The organism is Streptomyces sp. NPDC043878 (assembly GCF_056435735.1).
Map to the genome: position 1 here is coordinate 117,307 of NZ_JBWKDW010000026.1, position 19,449 is coordinate 136,755.

Annotated in this window: 14 protein-coding genes and 2 pseudogenes; 6 read left to right on the forward strand and 10 right to left on the reverse strand. The window is 72.4% G+C overall.

Annotated features, from left to right (window positions below):
• Positions 1-176: 176 nt before the first annotated feature.
• The 3 genes from AC07AZ_RS30485 to AC07AZ_RS30495 all read right to left on the reverse strand — a co-directional run bounded on the left by AC07AZ_RS30485 (position 177) and on the right by AC07AZ_RS30495 (position 3,474).
• Positions 177-770, reverse strand: a complete 594-nt coding sequence (locus AC07AZ_RS30485) for a TIGR03086 family metal-binding protein (protein ID WP_478853414.1) — start codon at positions 768-770, stop codon at positions 177-179.
• A 602-nt stretch (positions 771-1,372) separates the two neighbouring features.
• Positions 1,373-2,536, reverse strand: a complete 1,164-nt coding sequence (locus AC07AZ_RS30490) for a hypothetical protein (RefSeq protein WP_478853416.1) — start codon at positions 2,534-2,536, stop codon at positions 1,373-1,375.
• Positions 2,533-3,474, reverse strand: a complete 942-nt coding sequence (locus tag AC07AZ_RS30495) for a 5-dehydro-4-deoxyglucarate dehydratase (protein WP_478853418.1) — start codon at positions 3,472-3,474, stop codon at positions 2,533-2,535. Before AC07AZ_RS30495 ends, AC07AZ_RS30490 begins: the two co-directional genes overlap by 4 nt.
• A gap of 243 nt (positions 3,475-3,717) precedes the next feature.
• Between AC07AZ_RS30495 and AC07AZ_RS30500 the strand changes: the two genes are divergently transcribed.
• The 5 genes and pseudogenes from AC07AZ_RS30500 (at position 3,718) to AC07AZ_RS30520 (ending at position 8,157) form a co-directional block, all read left to right on the forward strand.
• Positions 3,718-4,542 carry an NAD-dependent epimerase/dehydratase family protein gene (locus AC07AZ_RS30500; RefSeq protein ID WP_478853420.1) on the forward strand — a complete coding sequence of 275 codons (825 nt, stop codon included), beginning with the start codon at positions 3,718-3,720 and terminating at the stop codon, positions 4,540-4,542.
• 293 nt (positions 4,543-4,835) lie between these two features.
• Positions 4,836-5,606 (forward strand): DeoR/GlpR family DNA-binding transcription regulator, encoded by a 771-nt coding sequence (locus AC07AZ_RS30505; RefSeq protein ID WP_478853422.1) that lies wholly within the window; start codon positions 4,836-4,838, stop codon positions 5,604-5,606.
• 252 nt (positions 5,607-5,858) lie between these two features.
• Positions 5,859-6,041, forward strand: a pseudogene (locus AC07AZ_RS30510) (sugar ABC transporter substrate-binding protein); the annotation flags it as partial.
• Positions 6,040-6,327 (forward strand): annotated as a pseudogene (locus tag AC07AZ_RS30515) (sugar ABC transporter permease); the annotation flags it as partial. The pseudogenes AC07AZ_RS30510 and AC07AZ_RS30515, both read left to right, overlap by 2 nt.
• 615 nt (positions 6,328-6,942) lie before the next feature.
• Positions 6,943-8,157, forward strand: a complete 1,215-nt coding sequence (locus AC07AZ_RS30520) for a TerD family protein (protein ID WP_478853424.1) — start codon at positions 6,943-6,945, stop codon at positions 8,155-8,157.
• A gap of 138 nt (positions 8,158-8,295) precedes the next feature.
• Here the strand turns inward: AC07AZ_RS30520 and AC07AZ_RS30525 are convergent, their stop codons facing one another.
• The 5 genes from AC07AZ_RS30525 to AC07AZ_RS30545 form a co-directional block, all read right to left on the reverse strand.
• The gene (locus tag AC07AZ_RS30525) at positions 8,296-9,312 is read right to left on the reverse strand and encodes a 1-aminocyclopropane-1-carboxylate deaminase (RefSeq protein WP_478853426.1); all 1,017 of its coding nucleotides are present in this window, start codon (positions 9,310-9,312) and stop codon (positions 8,296-8,298) included.
• Between the two features lie 16 nt (positions 9,313-9,328).
• On the reverse strand, positions 9,329-9,991 hold the full coding sequence (locus tag AC07AZ_RS30530; protein WP_478853428.1) for a GntR family transcriptional regulator: 663 nt from the start codon (positions 9,989-9,991) through the stop codon (positions 9,329-9,331).
• Positions 9,992-10,085: 94 nt separating this feature from the next.
• Positions 10,086-11,669, reverse strand: a complete 1,584-nt coding sequence (locus AC07AZ_RS30535; RefSeq protein WP_478853430.1) for a TROVE domain-containing protein — start codon at positions 11,667-11,669, stop codon at positions 10,086-10,088.
• Positions 11,670-12,155: 486 nt separating this feature from the next.
• Positions 12,156-13,601 carry an alkaline phosphatase PhoX gene (locus tag AC07AZ_RS30540; RefSeq protein ID WP_478853432.1) on the reverse strand — a complete coding sequence of 482 codons (1,446 nt, stop codon included), beginning with the start codon at positions 13,599-13,601 and terminating at the stop codon, positions 12,156-12,158.
• A gap of 564 nt (positions 13,602-14,165) precedes the next feature.
• Positions 14,166-15,593, reverse strand: a complete 1,428-nt coding sequence (locus AC07AZ_RS30545) for a hypothetical protein (RefSeq protein WP_478853434.1) — start codon at positions 15,591-15,593, stop codon at positions 14,166-14,168.
• 282 nt (positions 15,594-15,875) lie between these two features.
• Between AC07AZ_RS30545 and AC07AZ_RS30550 the strand changes: the two genes are divergently transcribed.
• Positions 15,876-17,702, forward strand: coding sequence for an endonuclease/exonuclease/phosphatase family protein (locus tag AC07AZ_RS30550; protein WP_478853436.1), 1,827 nt, complete (start codon positions 15,876-15,878; stop codon positions 17,700-17,702).
• Between the two features lie 176 nt (positions 17,703-17,878).
• On the opposite strand, the gene AC07AZ_RS30555 is transcribed toward AC07AZ_RS30550, so the two are convergent.
• Positions 17,879-18,619 carry an SRPBCC family protein gene (locus AC07AZ_RS30555; protein ID WP_478853438.1) on the reverse strand — a complete coding sequence of 247 codons (741 nt, stop codon included), beginning with the start codon at positions 18,617-18,619 and terminating at the stop codon, positions 17,879-17,881.
• Between the two features lie 18 nt (positions 18,620-18,637).
• The gene (locus tag AC07AZ_RS30560) at positions 18,638-19,264 is read right to left on the reverse strand and encodes an ArsR/SmtB family transcription factor (protein ID WP_478853440.1); all 627 of its coding nucleotides are present in this window, start codon (positions 19,262-19,264) and stop codon (positions 18,638-18,640) included.
• Positions 19,265-19,449: the final 185 nt, after the last annotated feature.

Sequence of the window (19,449 nt, forward strand, 5' to 3'; positions counted from 1 at the left end):
GGGGGGGGGTCCCTTGTTTTTTTGCAGTTTTTCGGGGAGGGGGGGTGGGGTTTTCTGGGGGGGTGTCGGGGCGAGGGGGCCACCCCGGGGAAGGGGGGGGGGGGGGGAGCGGGGGGCGTCCGCCCCCCCCCCGCCTCTGCCCACGCCTCCGGCGTGCGGACCGGGGTTTCTCCAGGTCAGGCCCTCTGCTGCCACCCCGGATCGCGCCCGCTCAGGCCGACCGCGCGGTCCAGCAGCGGGGCGCCGGCCGGGACGGCCACCACGGGCCCGAAGGCCCCCTGGCCGCCGGCCGGGTCCTCGGCTGCCGCGTGGAGGAAGCCGTGGGCCGCCCGCAGTGCCGCGGGGTCGGGCTCGTAGGACTGGCCGGTCGCCCGGGCCAGGTCCCAGCCGTGGATCACCAGTTCGTCGGCGGCCACGGCGGCCGCGAGCGAGCCGGGCAGGTCCACTCCCCCGGCCCGGGTCATGCCGGTCCAGGCGGCCGGGTCGCGCCACGCGTCGGCGAGTTCGTCGAGCGCCTTGGGCAGTTCCTCGCGCCAGTCCGGGCCGATGTCGGGCACGGCCGCGTCCGGCGGGGTGTCGGTCGTGGCGCCCAGGTCCTTGCGGGCGGCCTCCCGGAAGGCGACGGACAGGCCGGCCAGGTGCCCCAGCATGTTGCGCACCGCGCAGCCCGGACACGGTGTTCCGTCCCCCAGCCGCTCGTCACGCACGCCCTCCGCGAGCCGGGCCACGATCCGCGCCTGTGGCCCGAGATCGAAGGTGGTGTCGGTCATCCGCTGCTCCTCACGATTCGATTCCCGGAGGATGGACCGACCGGAACGGCGGAACTCATCGGTCGACGGGGTGGGGGCCGGGTGCGGACCCGCGCGGGTGCGGACCCGCGCGGGTGCGGACTCGCTCGCGGTCGGGGCGGGGCGGGGCGGGGAGATCGCGGTGCCCGGCACCCGGTCCGGGCGGGCCCGGCGGGTGGGAGCCCGATACCCGATGCATTCGGTCAGACCGGGCAGGCCGGGGGCTCAGACCGGGCAGGCCGGGGGCGGGGGTCGGCCGGGTGAGACCGGGCAAGCCGCAGGCTCGGGGGTCGGCCGGGTGAGACCGGGGGCTCGATGAGCCCGCGCGGGGCGGGTGAGCCCGGGAGGCGCCTCAGCCCGCGTTCGGACGGGCCTGGGAGGCGCGTGACGCCGGGAGCCGGAGGAGCCCGGACACGGATGAGCCCGGGAGCCGTGTGATCCCGGGAGCCGCCTCAACTCAAGGCCGTATGACCCCGGGAGCCGCGTAACCCCGGGAGCCGCCTGCGCCCGCGTTCCGGATGGGTGGGTCCAGGGCGGGATGCCTCCGGGCAAGCGCGGTGGGCCCGGGCGGCTCTCGTCCCGGCTCACCGCCCCGTGAGCGCCTCCCGGATCACCGACAGATCGCCGTCCGACGCCAACCCGGCGTGATACAGGCGCAGTTCGGTCGCGCCGTGATCGCGGGCGAGGGCGGCGTCCGCGGCCAGGGTGTACGGGTTGCCGCCCATGCCCGAGACCACGGTGAAGTTGGCGGCGAGGACGGCGCCCGCCCGGCGCTGCTCCGCGAAGGGGGTCAGCGGGCCGGGTCCGCCCGCGCAGGGCACGACGACGCCGTCCGCGACGGACAGGATGTGCGCGGGGTCCACACCCGGGTTCGCACCGACGTGGTACCACACGGGGTCGGCGTGCAGCAGCACCTGGAAACCGTCGGGGGCTGCCTCCCGGACCGCGGCGACGGCCGCCTCCTGGAGGGTGCGGGCGGCCTCCGCGCGCCAGGCCCGCGTGGCGTTCGCGAGGGTCTCGCCGAGCAGTTTCCCGACGCCGGCCCATCCGCCGTCGGAGGTCGCGCCCTGCCAGACCGGTGCCAGCGCGGCCCGTACGGCGGCCGCGAGCGCGTCGGCGTCCAGGTCCTGCCGGCCGTAGCCCTCCCGGCAGGCCGGGCAGAAGCACAGCGCCATCAGGTACTGCCCGGCGTCGCCGAGCCCGACCCCGGCGGTCTTGTCGTGGGCGTGCAGGTGCTGGAGCCCGTACCAGCCCAGGGACTCCAGTTCGGTGCCGCGCGCCCCGGGCCGTACCCCCGCCTCGGCGGCCAGGGCGACGAGGTAGGCGCGGGTGGCGGGCTGGGCGATGCAGGGCGCCCAGGGGTAGCGGTCGCCGTAGGCGTTGACGACCGAGGTGTCCGGATGTTCGGCGCCCAGGCGGGAGTTGTGCGCGAGGACGACCCAGGTGTGCACTTCCAGGCCGGCGTCCGCGAGCGCGCCGGCGGCCTCGCCGAACGCGTCCCCGGGGGCCCAGTCGCCCGCCGGGTGGGGGCGCGGGGTGCGGCCCTCCCAGCGGTCGCCGGGCGGATACAGCACGGCGGCGTACTCGGCGGTGACGACGCGGTGGCGCGGGTGGCGGGGGGTGAGCGCGCGCGTGGAGTGGTAGGCGGCGGCGAGCGTCACCTGTTCCACGCCCAGGGCGGCGATGCGCTCGGGTGCCGCGGGATCCCCGTTGACGTCCCAGGGGTAGACGAACGCCGACGCCTTCACTTGTCCTCCTCGATGAGCGCGTACCCGCGTTCGATCACCTGCGCGAGCTGCTTGACATGATCCTCGCTCGGCTCGTGCAGCGGGGGCCGCACCTCCCCCACGTCGAGGCCCCGCAGCCGTACGCCGGCCTTGACCAGGGCGACGGCGTACCCGCGGCCCTGCGCGCGCAGTTCGACGAAGGGCCGGAAGAAACCGTCCAGGAGCCGGTGCACGGTGGTGTCGTCGCCGGAGTTCAGGGCGGCGCAGAAGGCGAGGGCGATCTCCGGGGCGAAGCAGAACACGGCGGAGGAGTAGAGGGTGATGCCGACCGCCCGGTAGGCGAGCTGGGTCTGTTCGGCGGTCGGCAGCCCGTTGAAGTAGAGGAAGTCGCCGGGGACCTCGGTGCGGACGGCGCTGATGATCCGCTGCATGAGGTCGAGGTCGCCGAGGCCGTCCTTGAACCCGATGATCCCCTCGGTGCGCGCCAGTTCGACGACGGTCCGCGGGGTGAACACGGCGTTGTCGCGCTGGTAGACGACGACGGGCAGGGAGGTCGCCGCGGCCACTTCGCGGTAGTGCCGCAGCAGTCCCTCCTGTCCGGCGACCACCAGGTAGGGAGGCATGGCGAGCAGCCCGTCGGCGCCGGCCGCCGCGGCGAGACGCGCGTACCGCACGGCGAGCGCGGTGCCGTACCCGGCGCCCGCGACGACCGGCACCCGCCCGGCGGTCTCCTCGACGGCCGCCCGCACGCAGGTCTCGAACTCCTCCGGCGTGAGGGCGTGGAACTCCCCGGTGCCGCAGCACGCGAAGACGGCGGCGGCCCCGGCGTCCACGCCCCGGCGCACATGCGCGCGGTAGACGTCGAGGTCGACGGAGCCGTCGGGGCCGTAGGCGGTGACGGGGAAGAACAGCGGCCCGCCGGGGGCGCTGAGTCGAGCGGCGAGCAGGGCTTGCGTCACGGGCTCTCCCTAGGACAGACGCGTACGTTCTTCTGATCAACGTCTACATTTATGAACGCATCTACCCTAAGGAGCCCCATCAGGGCGGGTCAAGCGCCCAAAAGGTCAACCGAAGAGTAGATTTCCCAGGTCGGCGACGCACTTGACGGGCGGGACACGGCATCCTTAGCTTGTCCACGCATGTGAATAACGTCCACGAGTGAAGTCGCCTACGCGCGGCCGCCGAACCAAGGAGAACCGAGGATGCCCGCTCCCCGCACCGTTCTGCTCACCGGCGCCGCCGGCGGGCTCGGCTCCCTGATGCAGAACCTGCTGCCGGCCTTCGGCTACGACCTGCGCCTGCTCGACCTGCGCCCGATCGAGGGCGAGCCGGACGCGATCACCGCGGACCTCGCCGACAAGGACGCCGTGCGCGAGGCCGTGCGGGGCGTCGACGCGATCATCCACCTCGCGGGCATCTCCCTGGAAGCCCCGTTCGAGAAGATCCTGCGGGCGAACATCGAGGGGACGTACAACCTGTACGAGGCCGCCCGCGAGGAAGGCGTCGCCCGGATCGTCTTCGCCTCCTCCAACCACGCGGTGGGCTACACCCCCCGCCCGCCGGGCGACACACCGCTCGCCCCCGACGCACTGATCCCGGTCGACACCCCGCGCCGCCCCGACACCTTCTACGGCCTGTCGAAGTCCTTCGGCGAGGACCTCGCGCAGCTCTACTGGGACCGGCACGGCCTGGAGACCGTCTCCGTCCGCATCGGCTCCTGCTTCCCCGAGCCGACCAGCGTGCGCATGCTGTCGCTGTGGATGAGCCCGCCCGACGGTGCCCGGCTCTTCCACGCGGCCCTCACCGCCGAGAACGTCGGTCACACCGTCGTCTACGGCTCCTCCGCGAACACCCGGTTGTGGTGGGACCTGAGCAGCGCGCGGGCGCTCGGTTACGAGCCGCAGGACGACTCCGAGCCGTACGCCGCGAAACTCGTCGCCGAGCAGGGTGAGCTCGACCCGGACAACGTGGCGCACGCCCACCTGGGCGGCCACTTCGTCAACGACCCGCCGATCTGGCCCTACTGACACACACGGAAGCCGAAGCCGAAGCACACCCACACGGCGGGCGGGCACCGAACGGGCCCGCCCGCCGCCGTGTTCGGGCATCCGTGCCGACCGTTCCCACCCGCCGTCCGGCAGCCGCGCAGGTCCGCGACGGGCAGGGGCCCGGCCGAAACGGGCGCGCCCGGGCAGCATCGGGTCTGCAACAGACCTGGTCAGTGCCACGCACCCGCTGTAGAACTTCCCCCATGGGCCCGACCGGGCCTGAACGGGCAGGCAGGCGCGGGACGAGACGGGCACGGAAGCGGGTGGCGGCCATGCACATCAGGACGGCGGAAGAGCGTCAGCGCGAGATCGTGCGGACCGCGCGCCACACCGGCTCGGTCGACGTGACCGCGCTCGCCGCCGCACTGGGCGTGGCCAAGGAGACCGTGCGGCGGGATCTGCGCGCGCTGGAGGACCACGGGCTGGTCCGCCGTACCCACGGCGGCGCCTATCCCGTGGAGAGCGCCGGGTTCGAGACGACGCTCGCCTTCCGCGCCACCAGCCATGTGCCGGAGAAGCGCCGGATCGCGGCCGCCGCGGCCGAACTGCTCGGTGACGCCGAGACGGTCTTCGTCGACGAGGGCTTCACCCCGCAGCTCATCGCCGAGGCACTGCCGCGGGACCGGCCGCTGACCGTGGTCACCGCGTCCCTGCCGGTGGCGGGCGCGCTCGCCGGGGCGGACGGCGTCTCGGTGCTGCTGCTCGGCGGCCGGGTCCGCTCCGGCACCCTGGCGACCGTCGACCACTGGACGACGAAGATGCTCGCCGGCTTCGTCATCGACCTGGCGTACATCGGCGCCAACGGCATCTCCCGCGAGCACGGCCTGACCACGCCCGACCCCGCCGTCAGCGAGGTCAAGGCGCAGGCGGTCCGCGCCTCCCGGCGCACCGTGTTCGCGGGCGTGCACACCAAGTTCGGCGCGGTCAGCTTCTGCCGGTTCGGCGAGATCGGCGCGCTGGAGACGATCGTCACGAGCACCCTGCTGCCCTCGGCCGAGGCCCACCGGTACTCCCTGCTGGGGCCCCAGGTCATCCGCGTCTGACTCCTCCGGAAGGCCGGAGAGGCCGACTCCCCTACCCCGCCATGCCCCTTATCTAACGAATCCTCCGCAATTCCCCTACGTCCAGGAGCGATCCATGCGAACCCGGAGCCGACGGAGGCCGCGAGCCACGCTCGCCATGGCCGCCGCAGGGACGCTGCTCGCCCCGCTGCTCTCCGGCTGCTGGGTCGGGGCGGGCGGGGCCGGATCGGGCGGCGACTCGATCAACGTCCTGATGGTCAACAACCCCCAGATGAGCACGGCGAGTCCGGCGCCCCCCAGTCCGGCTTCGCCGAGTGCCTCAACAACCTCACCCAGGGCAAGGTCGCCATGTGGTACGACGCCACCTCCGCCGCCGGTTCCCTGGAGGCGGCCAAGTCCCCGGTCAAGGGCAAGCTCGGCTACGCCCCCGCCCCGGTCGAGAAGACGGACTCCTCTCACGGTCGCGGTGGTGCTGGCCAGCCTGCTCCTGGGCCTGGCCCTGGCGCTCCTGCTGGACCGCAGGTTCCGCGGCCGGGGCGTGGTCCGCACCCTGCTCATCGCGCCCTTCCTGGTGGTCCCGGTGGCGGCGGCCCTGCTCTGGAAGCATGTGCTCTACAACCCCGAATACGGCCTGTTGAACGGGTTGTTGCACTATGTGGGCGGCCCCCAACCCGACTGGATCTCCAGCACCCCGCTGCTCGCGGTCGAGGCGTCGCTGGTGTGGCAGTGGACCCCGTTCATGGACGCCACGGGCAACGCGGCGGCGATCCAGGACGGCCTGGAGCGGGGGGCGAAGGCCGGTACGTTCCTCCAGTTCGGGGTCGCCGACTACGCCACCCGCGTGACCAGCGACCCGTACCGCATCTACAACCAGGAGATCACCATCACCAGCTCGATGGCGGTCCTGCACAGCTTCGAGCGGGCGGCCGAGCTGTTCGCGGGCGGAGTCCTGGACCCCGACGTCTTCATCAGCGACCGCATCCCCCTGGACCGCTACCCGCAGGCGCTGGAGCAGTTCGCGGCGGGCGTGGGCGGAAGATCGTGGTGGTGCCGTGAAAGCCCTCCAGCCGTCCGGCGGAGACCCTCCCAGCCCGTCCGGCGGAGACCCTCCCAGCCCGTCCGGCGAAGACCCTCCCAGCCCGGACGGCCTGACACTTCCAGCCCGCCCGGCGAAGACCCTCCCAGCCCGTCCGGCGTTTGAGGACGAGGCCGTTCGGGCCGATACCGGGGGCCTGGGGGCGCAACCCCCAGGGACGGGACGGGAAGGGGCGGCGGGGGCGAAAGAACCGGGCCCACCAATCGGCCCACGGTAAGGGAACGGTAAAACGCCCTCGCTCGTTCACCAGGCATGACAGCTATGACCCCAGGCTCGAACATCCCTCTGTCCGCCCCCCGCGTGACGGTGGACGTCACCGCCCCCGTGCGGCTCGACGTGTCGAGCCTGCTGCTCACCGCCGACGGCAAGGTGCGCTCCGACGACGACTTCATCTTCTACAACCAGCCGAACGGCCCGGGCGTGACCTACCGCTCGGGCGGCGGCACGGCCCCCGACGCGATCACCGTCGACACCACCGCCGTCCCGCCCGGCATCGAGAAGATCGTCGTCACCGCCAGCCCGGACGCCGCGGGCCAGACCTTCCAGGGCATCGAGCCGACAGCCACCCTCCGCAACGCTGACGACAACAGCGTCCTGGCCACCTTCACTCCCCCGCAGCTCGGCGGCGAGACGGCGCTGGTGATCGTGGAGGTCTACCTCCGCAACGGCGCCTGGAAGGCCCGCGCCGTAGGCCAGGGATACGCCGACGGCCTCGCGGGCATCGCCACCGACTTCGGCGTCACCGTGGAGGAACCGGCGCCCGCCGCGGCCCCGGCCGCCCCGCCACGGCCCGCTGTGCAGGCCCCGCCGCCGCCTTCCGCGGACCCGCGCGTCGCCGCGCCGCCGGCCCCCGCCGGGCCCCCGGCCCCACCCACCGCAGCGCCGGCCCCCGGCGCCGGGAAGATCAACCTCGACAAGGGCCGGGTCAGCCTCCAGAAGAACCAGACCGTCTCCCTCGTCAAGGGCGGCCGTCCGCTGTTCTCGCAGGTCAAGATGGGTCTGGGCTGGGAGCCCGCGTTCCGCGGCAAGGACATCGACCTGGACGCCTCGGTCATCGCGTACGGCCCGCAGCGCAACCACATCGACAGCTGCTACTTCGGCAAACTGTCCATCGTGAACGGCGCGATCAAGCACTCCGGCGACAACCTCACCGGCGAGGGCGGCGGGGACGACGAGGTGATCGTGGTCGACCTCGGCCGGCTCCCGCAGGAGGTCACCGGTCTGGTCTTCACGGTCAACTCCTTCTCCGGCCAGAAGTTCACCGAGGTCGCCAAGGCCTACTGCCGTCTCCTGGACGCGGCGAGCGGCGAGGAGCTCGTCCGCTTCGACCTCACCGGCGCCGAACCGCAGACGGGCGTGCTGATGGCCAAGCTGATCAAGCAGTTCTCCGGCGAGTGGGAGATGACCGCGATCGGCGACTTCGTGAAGGCCCGCACGGTCCGCAACATGGTCAAGCCGGGCGCGCAGGCGCTGTAGCCCGCACGGCCCGCCGTCGTGGGCGCCCCCGACCGGGGGCCGCCCCGGCGTGCGCGGTCCCAAGCGGCAGCGGGTCGCCCAGTGCCGTGACAGGCGACGTCCGCCCCGTCGCGGCGCCCGGCACGCCCTGTCCCGGCACTAGAACAGCGCGCTGTAGGCGTTGAGGGCGGGCTGTCCGCCCAGGTGCGCGTAGAGCACGGTCGAGTCCCGGCCGATCTCGCCGCGGGACACCAGGTCGATCATTCCCGCCATCGACTTCCCCTCGTACACGGGGTCGGTGACCATGCCCTCGGTGCGGGCCGCCAGCCGCATGGCCGCCAGCGTGGCCTCGTCCGGAACGCCGTACGTGCCCGCGTGGTACCGCTCGTCCAGCTCGACGTCCTCCTCGGTCAACTCCTTCTTCACGCCGATGAGTTGCCCGGTGTTGTGGGCGATCCGCGCGATCTGGTCACGGGTGCGGGCGGGGTTCGCGGACGCGTCGACGCCGATGACCCGGCGCGGCCGGCCGCCCGCCTCCTCCAGCGCCCGGAAACCGGCGATCATGCCGGCCTGCGTCGAGCCCGTCACCGAGCACACCACCACGGTGTCGAAGAAGACCCCCGCCGCCCACTCCTGTTCGGCGACCTCGTGGGCCCAGCCGGCGAAGCCGAGGCCGCCGAGCGGATGGTCGGAGGCGCCGGCGGGAATGGCGTAGGGCTTGCCGCCCCTCTCCTCGACCTCCCGGAGCGCCTGTTCCCAGCTCTCCTTGAACCCGATCCCGAACCCGGCGCGCACCAGCCGTACGTCCGCTCCCGCGAGCCTGCTGATCAGGATGTTGCCGACCTTGTCGTACACGGAGTCGGGCCACTCCACCCAGCTCTCCTGCACCAGCACGCACGCGAGTCCGGCGCGGGCGGCGACCGCGGCGACCTGCCGGGTGTGGTTGGACTGCACCCCGCCGATCGAGACGAGCGTGTCGCAGCCCTGGGCGAGCGCGTCGGCGACCAGGTACTCCAGCTTGCGGGTCTTGTTGCCGCCGTAGGCGATACCGGAGTTGCAGTCCTCGCGCTTGGCCCAGAGCGCGGCTCCGCCGAGGTGCGCGGAGAGCCGCTCCAGCGGGTGCACCGGTGAGGGGCCGAAGAGGAGTGGGTAACGCTCGTACGAGGAGAGGGACATGCGAGCCTCCGGGAAGTCAGTGGGCCTCTTCGTCGGCGGTCGCGTCCATGTCCGCGAGTCCGCGCCAGATCTCCGCGGTGACACCGACCGCGCTGTCGGTGTCGCCGTTCGCGCAGGCTTCGATCAGCCGTTCGTGCAGCCCGGTCGAGCGGCAGGCGGTGCCCTCACCGAAGCGCCGTCGCTCCAGACGCCGGATCAGCGGGGTGTAGCGGGCGATGGTCGCGGCGGCGGCCCGGTTGCCGGCGGCGCGGACCAGGACGTCGTGCAGTTCGTCGTCGGCGCGCAGGGCCGCGTCCACCTCGCCCGTGCGGACGGCCGCCGCGAACCGCTCGTTGGCCGCCCGCATCGCCTCGACGTCCGCCGCGAACAGCCGGCCCACACCGACCCGCGTGACCAGCTCGTGCATGGCGCCCACCACGGCGGCCGCGTCACGCACGTCGGCGGCCACGACCGGCGTGACCCGCGTGTAGCTCTGCGGCTTGCTTTCGAGGAGCCCCTCGTCGACCAGGCGGCTGAACGCCTCGCGCACCGGCGCCCGGGACAGCCCGAGCCCCTCCGCCAGCTCGGCGTCACGCACCACCGCGCCGGGCTCGATCTCCCCGGCGACGATGGCGTCCCGGATCGCTTCGTAGGCGCGGTCCCGGAGCAGGATGCGGCGCACGGGCCGTAGGGCGTCCATGCACTGAAATGTTAGATGTCACTTCGCCGCGCAGGCAAGAGCGGGGTCCGCACCGCCGTGCGGACCCCGCTCGCCTCGCCTCGTCACCCGGCCGTCAGGCGGCCCACGGCCAGTCCGCGTCCCGGGCGCCCTCCAGCAGCGGCACCATCCGGAAGGCCGCGTCCGTGAGGCCGCCGAAGGTGTGCCGGTTGCCCTTGCCGGACGGGCCGTGACCCGCCCGGTATCCGGCCAGGTTCCAGGTGTAGACCGGCACGTTCGCCGGCACCTGCTCGGTCGGGTCGCCGTGCGAGCTGTAGGCGTACTGCTCGTCGGTGACGATCAGCACCCGGTCGTGCCGGCGGTAGTGGCGGCGCACCGCCTGGACGGTGTCGGTGCCGCCCAGGTCGCCGAAGCGCTCCAGGATCTTCAGCACCGACTCGCCCGCACGGAACTTCACCCGCCTGCTCGACGTGCCGAACTCCACGAGATCCGCGTCGGCCGCCCGCAGCGCGAGCGCCGTACCGAAGACCGCCGCCGCGTCGGCCCGGTTGAGCTCCGAGCGGTCCGAGAGACGCGAGTAGAACATCGAGCCCGAACGGTCCACCAGCACCAGCGTCCGGCCGGGCAGCGCCGGCACGTTCGCCAGCGAGTGGCCGAGCGCCCGCTCCAGCGGGTACGCCCAGCGCAGCGAGGGCGCGTGCCGGTGCGCGGCGAGGTAGCGGAAGGGGAACTGCCGCGAGCGCGCCACCTCCGCCGGGTCGCTGATCCGCGCGGCGACCTGTGCGGCCACCTCGTCGGACACGCCGGCCTCGTCGAAGTTGCGCAGGTTGCGCACGAGCGCCATCACGCCCATGGACGGGATCACCGCCTCCCACGCCGCCTTGTCCATCGGCCCCTGGAGCCAGCCCGCCAGGGCCTCCCACGTCATGCCCGCCGCCGCGAGCCGCTCGGCGCCGCCCGCCGAGGTGACCGCCGCGCGCCGCTCCGCGACCGGCAGGACCATCAGCTCGCGGTGCGCGGTCAGGACCCGGTCCGAGGCGGGCGGTACGGCGGTGTCCGGGTGGTGCCGGCGGTCGAGGGCGTAGCGGAACAGCTCGCCCTGCCCCGGCTTGGCGGGGTCCGGTACGGCGTGCACCAGGTTGAGGATGTCGCCGAAGCGGTAGCCCCTGGACGCCGTGTCGTACTTCAGCAGGGACCTGCCGCTGTACAGGTGCCGTACGGCGTCGGCGATGCCGCGCTTGACCGGCTTGGGAACACCGCGGCCGTACGTCGCCGTCCAGTACGCGAGCAGTTCGCCGGGCTCGTCGGGCCGCCGCAGCACGGAGGCCACGACCTGCCGGTTCGAGGGGCCGTCGGTGGCGCTCGCGTCGAGACGTGCCTTCACGTACTCGGCGGCGCCCACGATCGAGGCGGTACGGAGGTTGCCCTCGCCCCGCAGCCAGCCCAGCAGGCCCGCCGTCCAGAACGGGTCGCTGACGGCGAGCTCGCGCACCAGTGTGGCGAACCGGTCGTCGCGGGCGGCACCGGTCTCGTAGAAGGTCTGCTGCGAGACGAAGTTGGCCAGCGACAGCAGGAAGAGTTCGGAGCGCGCGTCGCGCTCACGGCCGAGGCCGCCCTGGTACGTACGCAGCACCCGGCCCGTCGACGTGACGCGCGAGGTGGGCTGCGCCTTGGCGGCCTTCTTGTTGAATCGCGCCATGGTGAATTCCCCCCGAATTCCTGTGGGTGTTCCGGAAGGAGACGCAGAGAAGGAGGGTGCCCGAGATCAGGAGTCGGCGACGGACTTATCACCGGACGCTCTTCCCATTGAGCTACACCGGCCCTGGGCCGATGACGGGACTCGAACCCGCGACCTTCCGATCCCTGAAGTAACCGTTGCCTGCGCACCGGGCACCCACCATGAGCTGCGCCTCCCGAGATCAAGCCGGCGGCGGCGTGAATTCCTTGGAAGAGAAGTAGCCGCTGCCTTCGCACCGGGAGTGCGTGCCGTTCTGATCTCACTGTAGGAGGCGCAACTCGGGAGGAGCGAGCGAATTAACCAGTGCCGCGACAGGCGACGTTCACCCGTCGAGGAGCGGCGTCCGGTGCGGCGAGAGTGCGTGCCGGGCGTCGTGCCGGGGCGAACGCTGCCCGTCGCGGCACTAAGGGTTTGCAGGGAATCAAGGTGTTGCTTCCCTGCAAGCTTTTAGCCGCGCTTCTGCCGCTTCCAGGGGCCGGTGATGGCGAGCATGATGCCGGGCGTCTGGATGTTGGCGAACAGGGTGTGGCCGTCGGGCGAGAAGGTGACGCCGGTGAACTCGCTGTACTCCGGGGCCTCTTCGGTGCCGATGTTGAGTTCGTTGCGGGCGATCGGGTAGGTGCGGCCGCTGTCGGTGGCGCCGAACAGGTGCTGGACACCCTCGCCGTCCTCGGCGATGACGAGGCCGCCGTACGGGGAGACGGTGATGTTGTCGGGGCCGTCGAAGGCGCCGTCGACGGACGGGTCGGGGTTCACGCCGAGCAGCACCTTCAGGGTGAGGGTGCGGCGCTTGGGGTCGTAGAACCAGACCGCGCCGTCGTGCTGGACGGGGCTCTCGGTGCGGGCGTACGAGGAGACGATGTAGGTGCCGCCGTCGCCCCACCACATGCCTTCGAGCTTGCGGGCGCGGGTGACCTGGCCGTCGGTGAACTGCTTGCGGACGGACGTGGTCTTCGCGTCACGGTCGGGGACGTCGACCCAGTCGACGCCGTACACCGTGCCGATCTTCGTGGCGCGGGACAGGTCGTCGACGAACTTGCCGCCGGAGTCGAAGCACTTGAACGCCTGGAGGACGCCGGCGTCGTCGGCGAGGGTGCGCAGCTTGCCGCGGCCGTGGTGGAAGTGCTCGGGCGGGGTCCAGCGGTAGAGCAGGCCGTTGGGGCCGGAGGCGTCCTCCGTGAGGTAGAGGTGCCCGCGCTTGGGGTCGACGACGACGGCCTCGTGGGCGTAACGGCCCAGCGCCTTGATCGGCTTGGGGCTGCGGTTGGCCCGGCGGTCGGCGGGGTCGACCTCGAAGACGTAGCCGTGGTCCTTGGTCATGCCGTTCTGGCCGGCCTTGTCCTCGGTCTCCTCGCAGGTGAGCCAGGTGCCCCAAGGAGTGCTGCCGCCCGCGCAGTTGGTGGAGGTGCCGGCGATGCCGACCCACTCGGCGACGTGGTCGTGACGCACCTCGACGACCGTGCAGCCACCGGCGGCTGCGGGGTCGTAGACGAGGCCCTCGGTGAGCGGCACGGGGTGGGTCCAGCCGGCCCGGGGGCCCTTGAGTTCGTGGTTGTTGACGAGCAGGGTCGCGCCGCGCGGGCCGTCGAAGGTGGCGGTGCCGTCGTGGTTGGACGGGGTGCTCTCACCGGACTCCAGCGTGGTCTTCCCGCTGTAGGTGATGACGCGGTACCTGAAGCCGGCGGGCAGGGCGAGGATGCCCTTCGGGTCGGGGACCAGCGGCCCGTAACCGACACCGCCGTGAGCGGCCGCCGACTCCTCCCCGAGGCTCTCGGTGTCGGTGGACGCGAGGGCGTTCGGTGCGGTGGCGAGCGCGCCGACACTGCCCGCCAGCGCGACCCCCGCACCGGTGATCGCGGATTTTCTGGCGAAGTCCCTGCGGGTGAGCGACATGGTGTCTCCTGTGACGGTGGGTCTGCCGTGGAGGGTGGCGGAGCTCGATCGGCGCCACGCTCCCGCCCGCTCCTGAACGGGAGATTAACGCCGGACGACTTCACCGGCCTGTATTCCATGAACCCGTAAGCACACACCCAACGCCACCAAAAAACCACCCACCCGAGCCAAGCCCCCGAAACGAGAACCCGGACGTGAGGAGGCGCGGGGAACCCCGCAAATCCACCAGCCAACCGCACCCCACAACGCACCCGCCCAGACAACGGACAGGGGCACGGGGAACCGCAGACGACCCCAACGCCCCCGCACCCGACAACACACCGCACACGAACAGGGGCGCGGGGAACCGCGCGACCAGCCACAAACCACCCGCAGCCGACAACGCACCCCACCGCACCGCACCGCACCGCACCAGACAGGGGCGCGGGGAACCGCGCAGACAACCCCAACGCCCCCGCACCCGCACCCGCCCGCCCACCCGGCGAAGCACTCACCCACCCCGACCGGGCCCGCCCGACCACCCCAGGTCACCCCCCACCGGCACGGTGGACGGCGACCACGAGGTCACCCCCCTTGCTGCGACCGCGCCTTGAACGCCGCCTTCCGCGCCTCCTTGGCGATCCTCTTGTCCGGATGCAGCCGCCCCATCGCCTCCAGCACGTCCGCAGTCCCGGGGTGGTCCACCCGCCAGGCGGCCGCGAAGAACCCGCTGTGCTGCATCGCGAGCCCCTCCACCAGGGCTTGCAGCTCCTCCGAGTTGCCCTCCGCGGCGAGCTGCGCGGCGAGCGTGTCGACGGTCAGCCAGAACACCATCTCCTCGGACGGCGCCGGGACCTCGGACGCGCCCCGCTCGCTGAGCCAGACCCGGGCGAGCCCGCCGAGTTCGGCGTCGTCGAGCACCTCCCGCAGGGCCGGTTCCGCCTCGGCGCCCACCAGGGACAGCGCCTGCTGGCAGCGCAGCCGACGCAGCGGCGCACCCGTGTCGGCCCCGCGGGCCGCCGCCAGCAACTCCCGTGCCGCCGTGAGCTGTTCGCGGCGTGCCAGCCACTGTTCGGTCTCCGCCTGGGCGGCGGCCGGCGGGAAGTGCGAGGTCTGGTCGAGCAGCGCGTCGGCCCCCTTGTCGGCGAGTTCTCCGACGGCGGGCGCGCCGAAGCCGGCCTCCAGGAGTCGCGCCCGCAGCCCGTACAGGCCGAGCGGGGTCAGCCGCACCATGCCGTAGCGGGTCACGTCCGTCTCGTCGACCGGGGCGGCGGGCTCCGCCTCGGCCTCGGCCATCAGCGTCTCGTCGACCGGCTGGTACTCGACCAGGCCGACCGGCGCGAGCAGCCGGAACTGGTCGTCCAGCCGCATCATGGCGTCGGACACCTGCTCCAGCATGTCGTTGGTGGGCTCACCCATGTCGCCGGGCACGATCATGGAGGCGGCGAGCGCGGGCAGGGGCACGGGCACCTGGCCGGGGCCCTCCTCGCTGACGGTGAGCAGGTAGAGGTTGCCGAGCACGCCGTCGAGGAACTCGGCCTCCGCTTCCGGGTCCCAGTCGAGGGCGGAGAAGTCGATCTCGCCGTCGGCGTCCATCGCGTCGGCCAGGTCGTCGAGGTCGGGCAGGGCGGCGTCGGCCAGTACCGCCTCCAGGGCCGCCTGCCAGACACCGAGCACGTCCTGCGGGGAGCCGCCGCTCAGCAGGGCCAGGTCCTCGCCCGCCTCGACGGTGCCCGCCTCCTCGTCGGCGACCTCCACGAGTCCCGCGTCCAGGGCGACCCGCCATGCCTCGCTCGCCAGGGCCGCCGCGTCGTCCCCGCTCAGTCCGAGAGCCTCGGCGGCGGCCGGCACCTGCTCGTCGACCAGTGCCCCGCCGGTGTCGACCCGGGTGTCGGGACCGGCCCAGCGGGCGAGCCGCACCGCCCGGGAGAGCAGTGGCGTGGACAGCGCGTCCCGCGCCAGCTCCGCATCCGGGTGCAGCAGTACCGGCGGCAGGGGGGAGCTGTCTGACATCGGGTGTTTCTCCTAGGCGCCTTGGAAGGGAAGCCCATACGGCTCAGCCGCTCAGCCTAGACGGATTTCCACCCATGCCGCCCGGTTCATGTCTCGGCCAGGTTCCGGACCTGGCCGAAACCTTGACAACTCGCCTTGCCAGGCAGGAGATTGACGCGCGTAGAAGTCCAGCGGACAGCTGTTCACCGGAATTTCTACGCGCGTCGCCTCCGCCCCACAGGTCGCGGCTCCCGCTCCACCACCCTCGTCCCGGCGCTCACGTATGTCCCCGGAGGGATTCCGTTGCCGAGCAAGTCTTCCGCGCGCCTCGCCGCGCTCACCGTCGCCGCCGTCTGTTCCGCGGCGTCCATCGTCGTCCTCACCTCCCCCGCGCACGCGGACTCCGTGCGCATCCACGACATCCAGGGCAGCACCCGGACGTCCCCCTACGCCGGCCGGCAGGTCACCGACGTGGCGGGCATCGTCACCGGGGTGCGCGCCTACGGTTCGTCCCGCGGCTTCTGGATCCAGGACCCGACCCCGGACGACAACCCGGCCACCAGTGAGGGTGTCTTCGTCTTCACCAGCTCCGTACCGAAGGTCGCGGTCGGCGACTCGGTCACCGTGACGGGCACGGTCTCGGAGTTCGTGCCGGGCGGCGCGGCCGGCGGGAACCAGTCGGTGACGGAGATCACCAAGCCGACCGTCACGGTCGTCTCCAGCGGCAACGCCGTCCCGGCCGCGCAGGTCGTCGACGCCCACTCGGTCCCGGCCGCCTACACGCCGGCCGGCGACCCGGCCGCGGGCAACTCGGTCAACGGCCTGCCCCTGAACCCGGCGAAGTACGCCCTGGACTACTACGAGTCCCTTGAGGGCATGAACGTCCGGGTCTCCGACGTCCGCGTCGTCACCGCCACCGACCCGTACACCGAGTTGTGGGTGACGGTGAAGCCCCGTGAGAACAGCACGCGGCGCGGCGGCACGCTCTACGGTTCCTACGACTCCCAGAACACCGGCCGGCTGCAGATCCAGTCGCTCGGCGCGACCGCCGACTTCCCGAAGGCGAACGTCGGCGACACCCTCACCGGTACGACCGCGGGGCCGCTGGACTACAACCAGTTCGGCGGCTACACCCTCGTCGCCACCGAGCTCGGCGCCCTGAAGAGCGGTGGGTTGCAGCGCGAGAGCACGCGTCCGCAGCGGCGCGGGGAGCTGGCGGTGGCGACGTACAACGTCGAGAACCTCGACCCGTCCGACGCCACGTTCGAGGAGCACGCCGCCGCGATCGTGCACAACCTGAAGTCGCCCGACATCGTGTCCCTGGAGGAGATCCAGGACAACAACGGCGCGACGAACGACGGTACGGTCGCCGCCGACGTGACGGTGGGCAAGCTCATCGACGCGATCGTGGCGGCCGGCGGCCCGGCCTACCAGTGGCGGTCCATCGACCCGGTCAACGGCGCGGACGGCGGTGAGCCCGGCGGCAACATCCGTCAGGTCTTCCTGTTCAACCCGGAGCGGGTCTCCTTCACCGACCGGGCGGGCGGCGACTCCACGACCGCCGTCGGCGTCACGAAGGTGCGCGGCAAGGCGCAGCTGACCGTCTCGCCCGGCCGCGTGGACCCGGCGAACACCGCGTGGAACGCCAGCCGCAAGCCGCTGGCCGGGGAGTTCGTCTTCCGCGGCCGTACGGTCTTCGTGATCGCCAACCACCTCAACTCCAAGGGCGGCGACCAGGGACTGACCTCGCAGTACCAGCCCGTGGTGCGCAGCTCGGAGGTCCAGCGTCATCTGCAGGCGACCGCGGTGAACGCCTTCGTCAAGCAGATCCTGGACACCCAGAAGAACGCGGACGTCATCGCGCTCGGCGACATGAACGACTTCGACTTCTCCGACACCGCCAAGATCCTGGAGGGTGACGGCGAACTCTGGTCGGCGATCAAGTCGCTGCCGAAGAGCGAGCGTTACACCTACGACTACCAGGGCAACCAGCAGGTCCTGGACCAGATCCTGGTCAGCCCGTCGATCCGGCGCGGCTGCGGTCTCGACTACGACAGCGTGCACATCAATTCGGAGTTCAACGACCAGATCAGCGACCACGACCCGCAGGTGCTGCGGTTCGAGCCGTAGGCGCTGTCCGGCGCCCGCCGCCGGACGGAGTGACGCGCGAGCCGGGCCCGGTGAGTTCCACCGGGCGGGTCGAGGCGCGAGCCGGCCGGCGACTGCCGCCGGCCGGCCGGGTCCGGTGCGTTCCACCGGACCCGGCACGTCGCCGCGCAGTACGGGGCCCGGCCCGGCCGGCCCGCTCAGGACCGGGTGAACACACTCGTCAGCCAGTCCTGCCAGGCGGCCTCGTCGGCCTTGGCGTCGGCGTCCGGGGCGAAGTCGTGGACGCTGACGCCGACGGTGTGACCCCAGTGGTTGCGGCCGAAGAACCGGACGAGGCTGTCGTCGGTCCGCAGCCCGATGAAGTACGGGTCGCGGTAGTCGACCACGGCGGCCAGGGGCCGGCCCGCGGGGCCCCGCGCCTGGACGCGGTCTCCCGCGGCGGTGCCGTCGGTGAGCCCGAGCGCCCGGGCGACGGTGGCGAGGGCGTCCGGGGCCCGGCCGCCCTCGGGCCCGTCGAAGGTGGTGAAGGCGACGGGACGGCCGTAGAAGTGGGTCAGGTACTCGCGCAGGGTGTGCAGATAGAACTCGGTGTGCTTGCTCGCGCCGTCGTACTGGTTGTCCCAGTCGTCGACGAAGATGCCGCTGTGCACGTACCGCACCCAGGCACGCCGGCCCTCGTCGCGCGGCTCGATGGTGTAGTCGAGCTGGTTGAGGGTCTGTGCGGAGACGCCCTCGGCGTCCTCGACCCGGTTGGTGTAGTGGTGCGGCGGGTCCCAGACGGTGACGGTGGACCCGAACGGCCCCCGGCCGCCCTCGCGTGGCTCCGGCGCCTCCATCGGCCACAGCCAGCCGCCGGTCCCCGCGGTGAAGGCCGTCCACACCTGCTCGGGTGTGGCGTCGACCTCGAACTCGCGGGCGATCTCGAATTCCTTGGACATGACGGTTTCTCCTGAGTCCTACTGGTCCGGCGAGGGGGCGGGCAGGGCGCCGGGCGTGGCCTCGGGCTTGAGGGTGGGGTGGACGGCGACGACGATCCGGTGGTCCCGGCCGCCTTCCGCGTCCGGGGCGTCGTACCTGCGGATCAACGCCGCGACGCCCGCGGTCAGTTCCTGCACGAACGCGGCCCGGTCGGCGGCCGAGGCGAAGCGCACCTCGCCGTCCAGCGCGTAGGTGGCGAGCCGCTTCTGGGCCTTGTCGGCCCCGGTGATCAGCGACCCGACGTCCCGCACGAGCCGGGCGCCGAGCGCCAGCAGCCAGCGGGCGGAGAGCTGGTCGCGGAACCGGTCCGGGTCCGGTTGTACGGCGGCGAGCGCGAGCGGCGAGATGACGTACGAGGCCGCGGTCGCGCGCATCAGCCGCTCGGTGACGTTGCCCTTACGGCGCTCACCCGCCAGTTCGACCAGCCCGTGCCGCTCCAGCGCCTTGAGGTGGTAGTTCACCTTCTGGCGGGGCAGCCCGACCTTCCCGGCCAGCATGGCGGCCGACGCCGGGCCGGCGGCCAGCTCGGCCAGCAGCCGGGCCCGTGTGGGGTCCAGGGAGACGACGGCGGCCTCGGGGTCCTCGATGACGGTGACGTCCTGCATGCGTCCACCGTCTCACCGAACATTTTTCTTGTCTAGACGGTTCCGACTTTCGGCGGGGCGGACGCGAGCCGTACGCGCGCGTGGGGGGGGGGGGGGGGGGGGGGGGGGGGGGGGGGGGGGGGAAAAAAAAAAAAAAAAACACAAAAAGGAGAAGAACAACAACACCCCACCAGAACCCCACCAGA

What these genes read in the sequence shown, in the direction of transcription:
- AC07AZ_RS30485 (WP_478853414.1), bottom strand. Translation starts at nt 770, where the DNA reads ATGACCGACACCACCTTCGATCTCGGGCCACAGGCGCGGATCGTGGCC.
- AC07AZ_RS30500 (WP_478853420.1), top strand. Translation starts at nt 3,718, where the DNA reads ATGCCCGCTCCCCGCACCGTTCTGCTCACCGGCGCCGCCGGCGGGCTC.
- AC07AZ_RS30505 (WP_478853422.1), top strand. Translation starts at nt 4,836, where the DNA reads ATGCACATCAGGACGGCGGAAGAGCGTCAGCGCGAGATCGTGCGGACC.
- AC07AZ_RS30520 (WP_478853424.1), top strand. Translation starts at nt 6,943, where the DNA reads ATGACCCCAGGCTCGAACATCCCTCTGTCCGCCCCCCGCGTGACGGTG.
- AC07AZ_RS30525 (WP_478853426.1), bottom strand. Translation starts at nt 9,312, where the DNA reads ATGTCCCTCTCCTCGTACGAGCGTTACCCACTCCTCTTCGGCCCCTCA.
- AC07AZ_RS30530 (WP_478853428.1), bottom strand. Translation starts at nt 9,991, where the DNA reads ATGGACGCCCTACGGCCCGTGCGCCGCATCCTGCTCCGGGACCGCGCC.
- AC07AZ_RS30535 (WP_478853430.1), bottom strand. Translation starts at nt 11,669, where the DNA reads ATGGCGCGATTCAACAAGAAGGCCGCCAAGGCGCAGCCCACCTCGCGC.
- AC07AZ_RS30540 (WP_478853432.1), bottom strand. Translation starts at nt 13,601, where the DNA reads ATGTCGCTCACCCGCAGGGACTTCGCCAGAAAATCCGCGATCACCGGT.
- AC07AZ_RS30545 (WP_478853434.1), bottom strand. Translation starts at nt 15,593, where the DNA reads ATGTCAGACAGCTCCCCCCTGCCGCCGGTACTGCTGCACCCGGATGCG.
- AC07AZ_RS30555 (WP_478853438.1), bottom strand. Translation starts at nt 18,619, where the DNA reads ATGTCCAAGGAATTCGAGATCGCCCGCGAGTTCGAGGTCGACGCCACA.
- AC07AZ_RS30560 (WP_478853440.1), bottom strand. Translation starts at nt 19,264, where the DNA reads ATGCAGGACGTCACCGTCATCGAGGACCCCGAGGCCGCCGTCGTCTCC.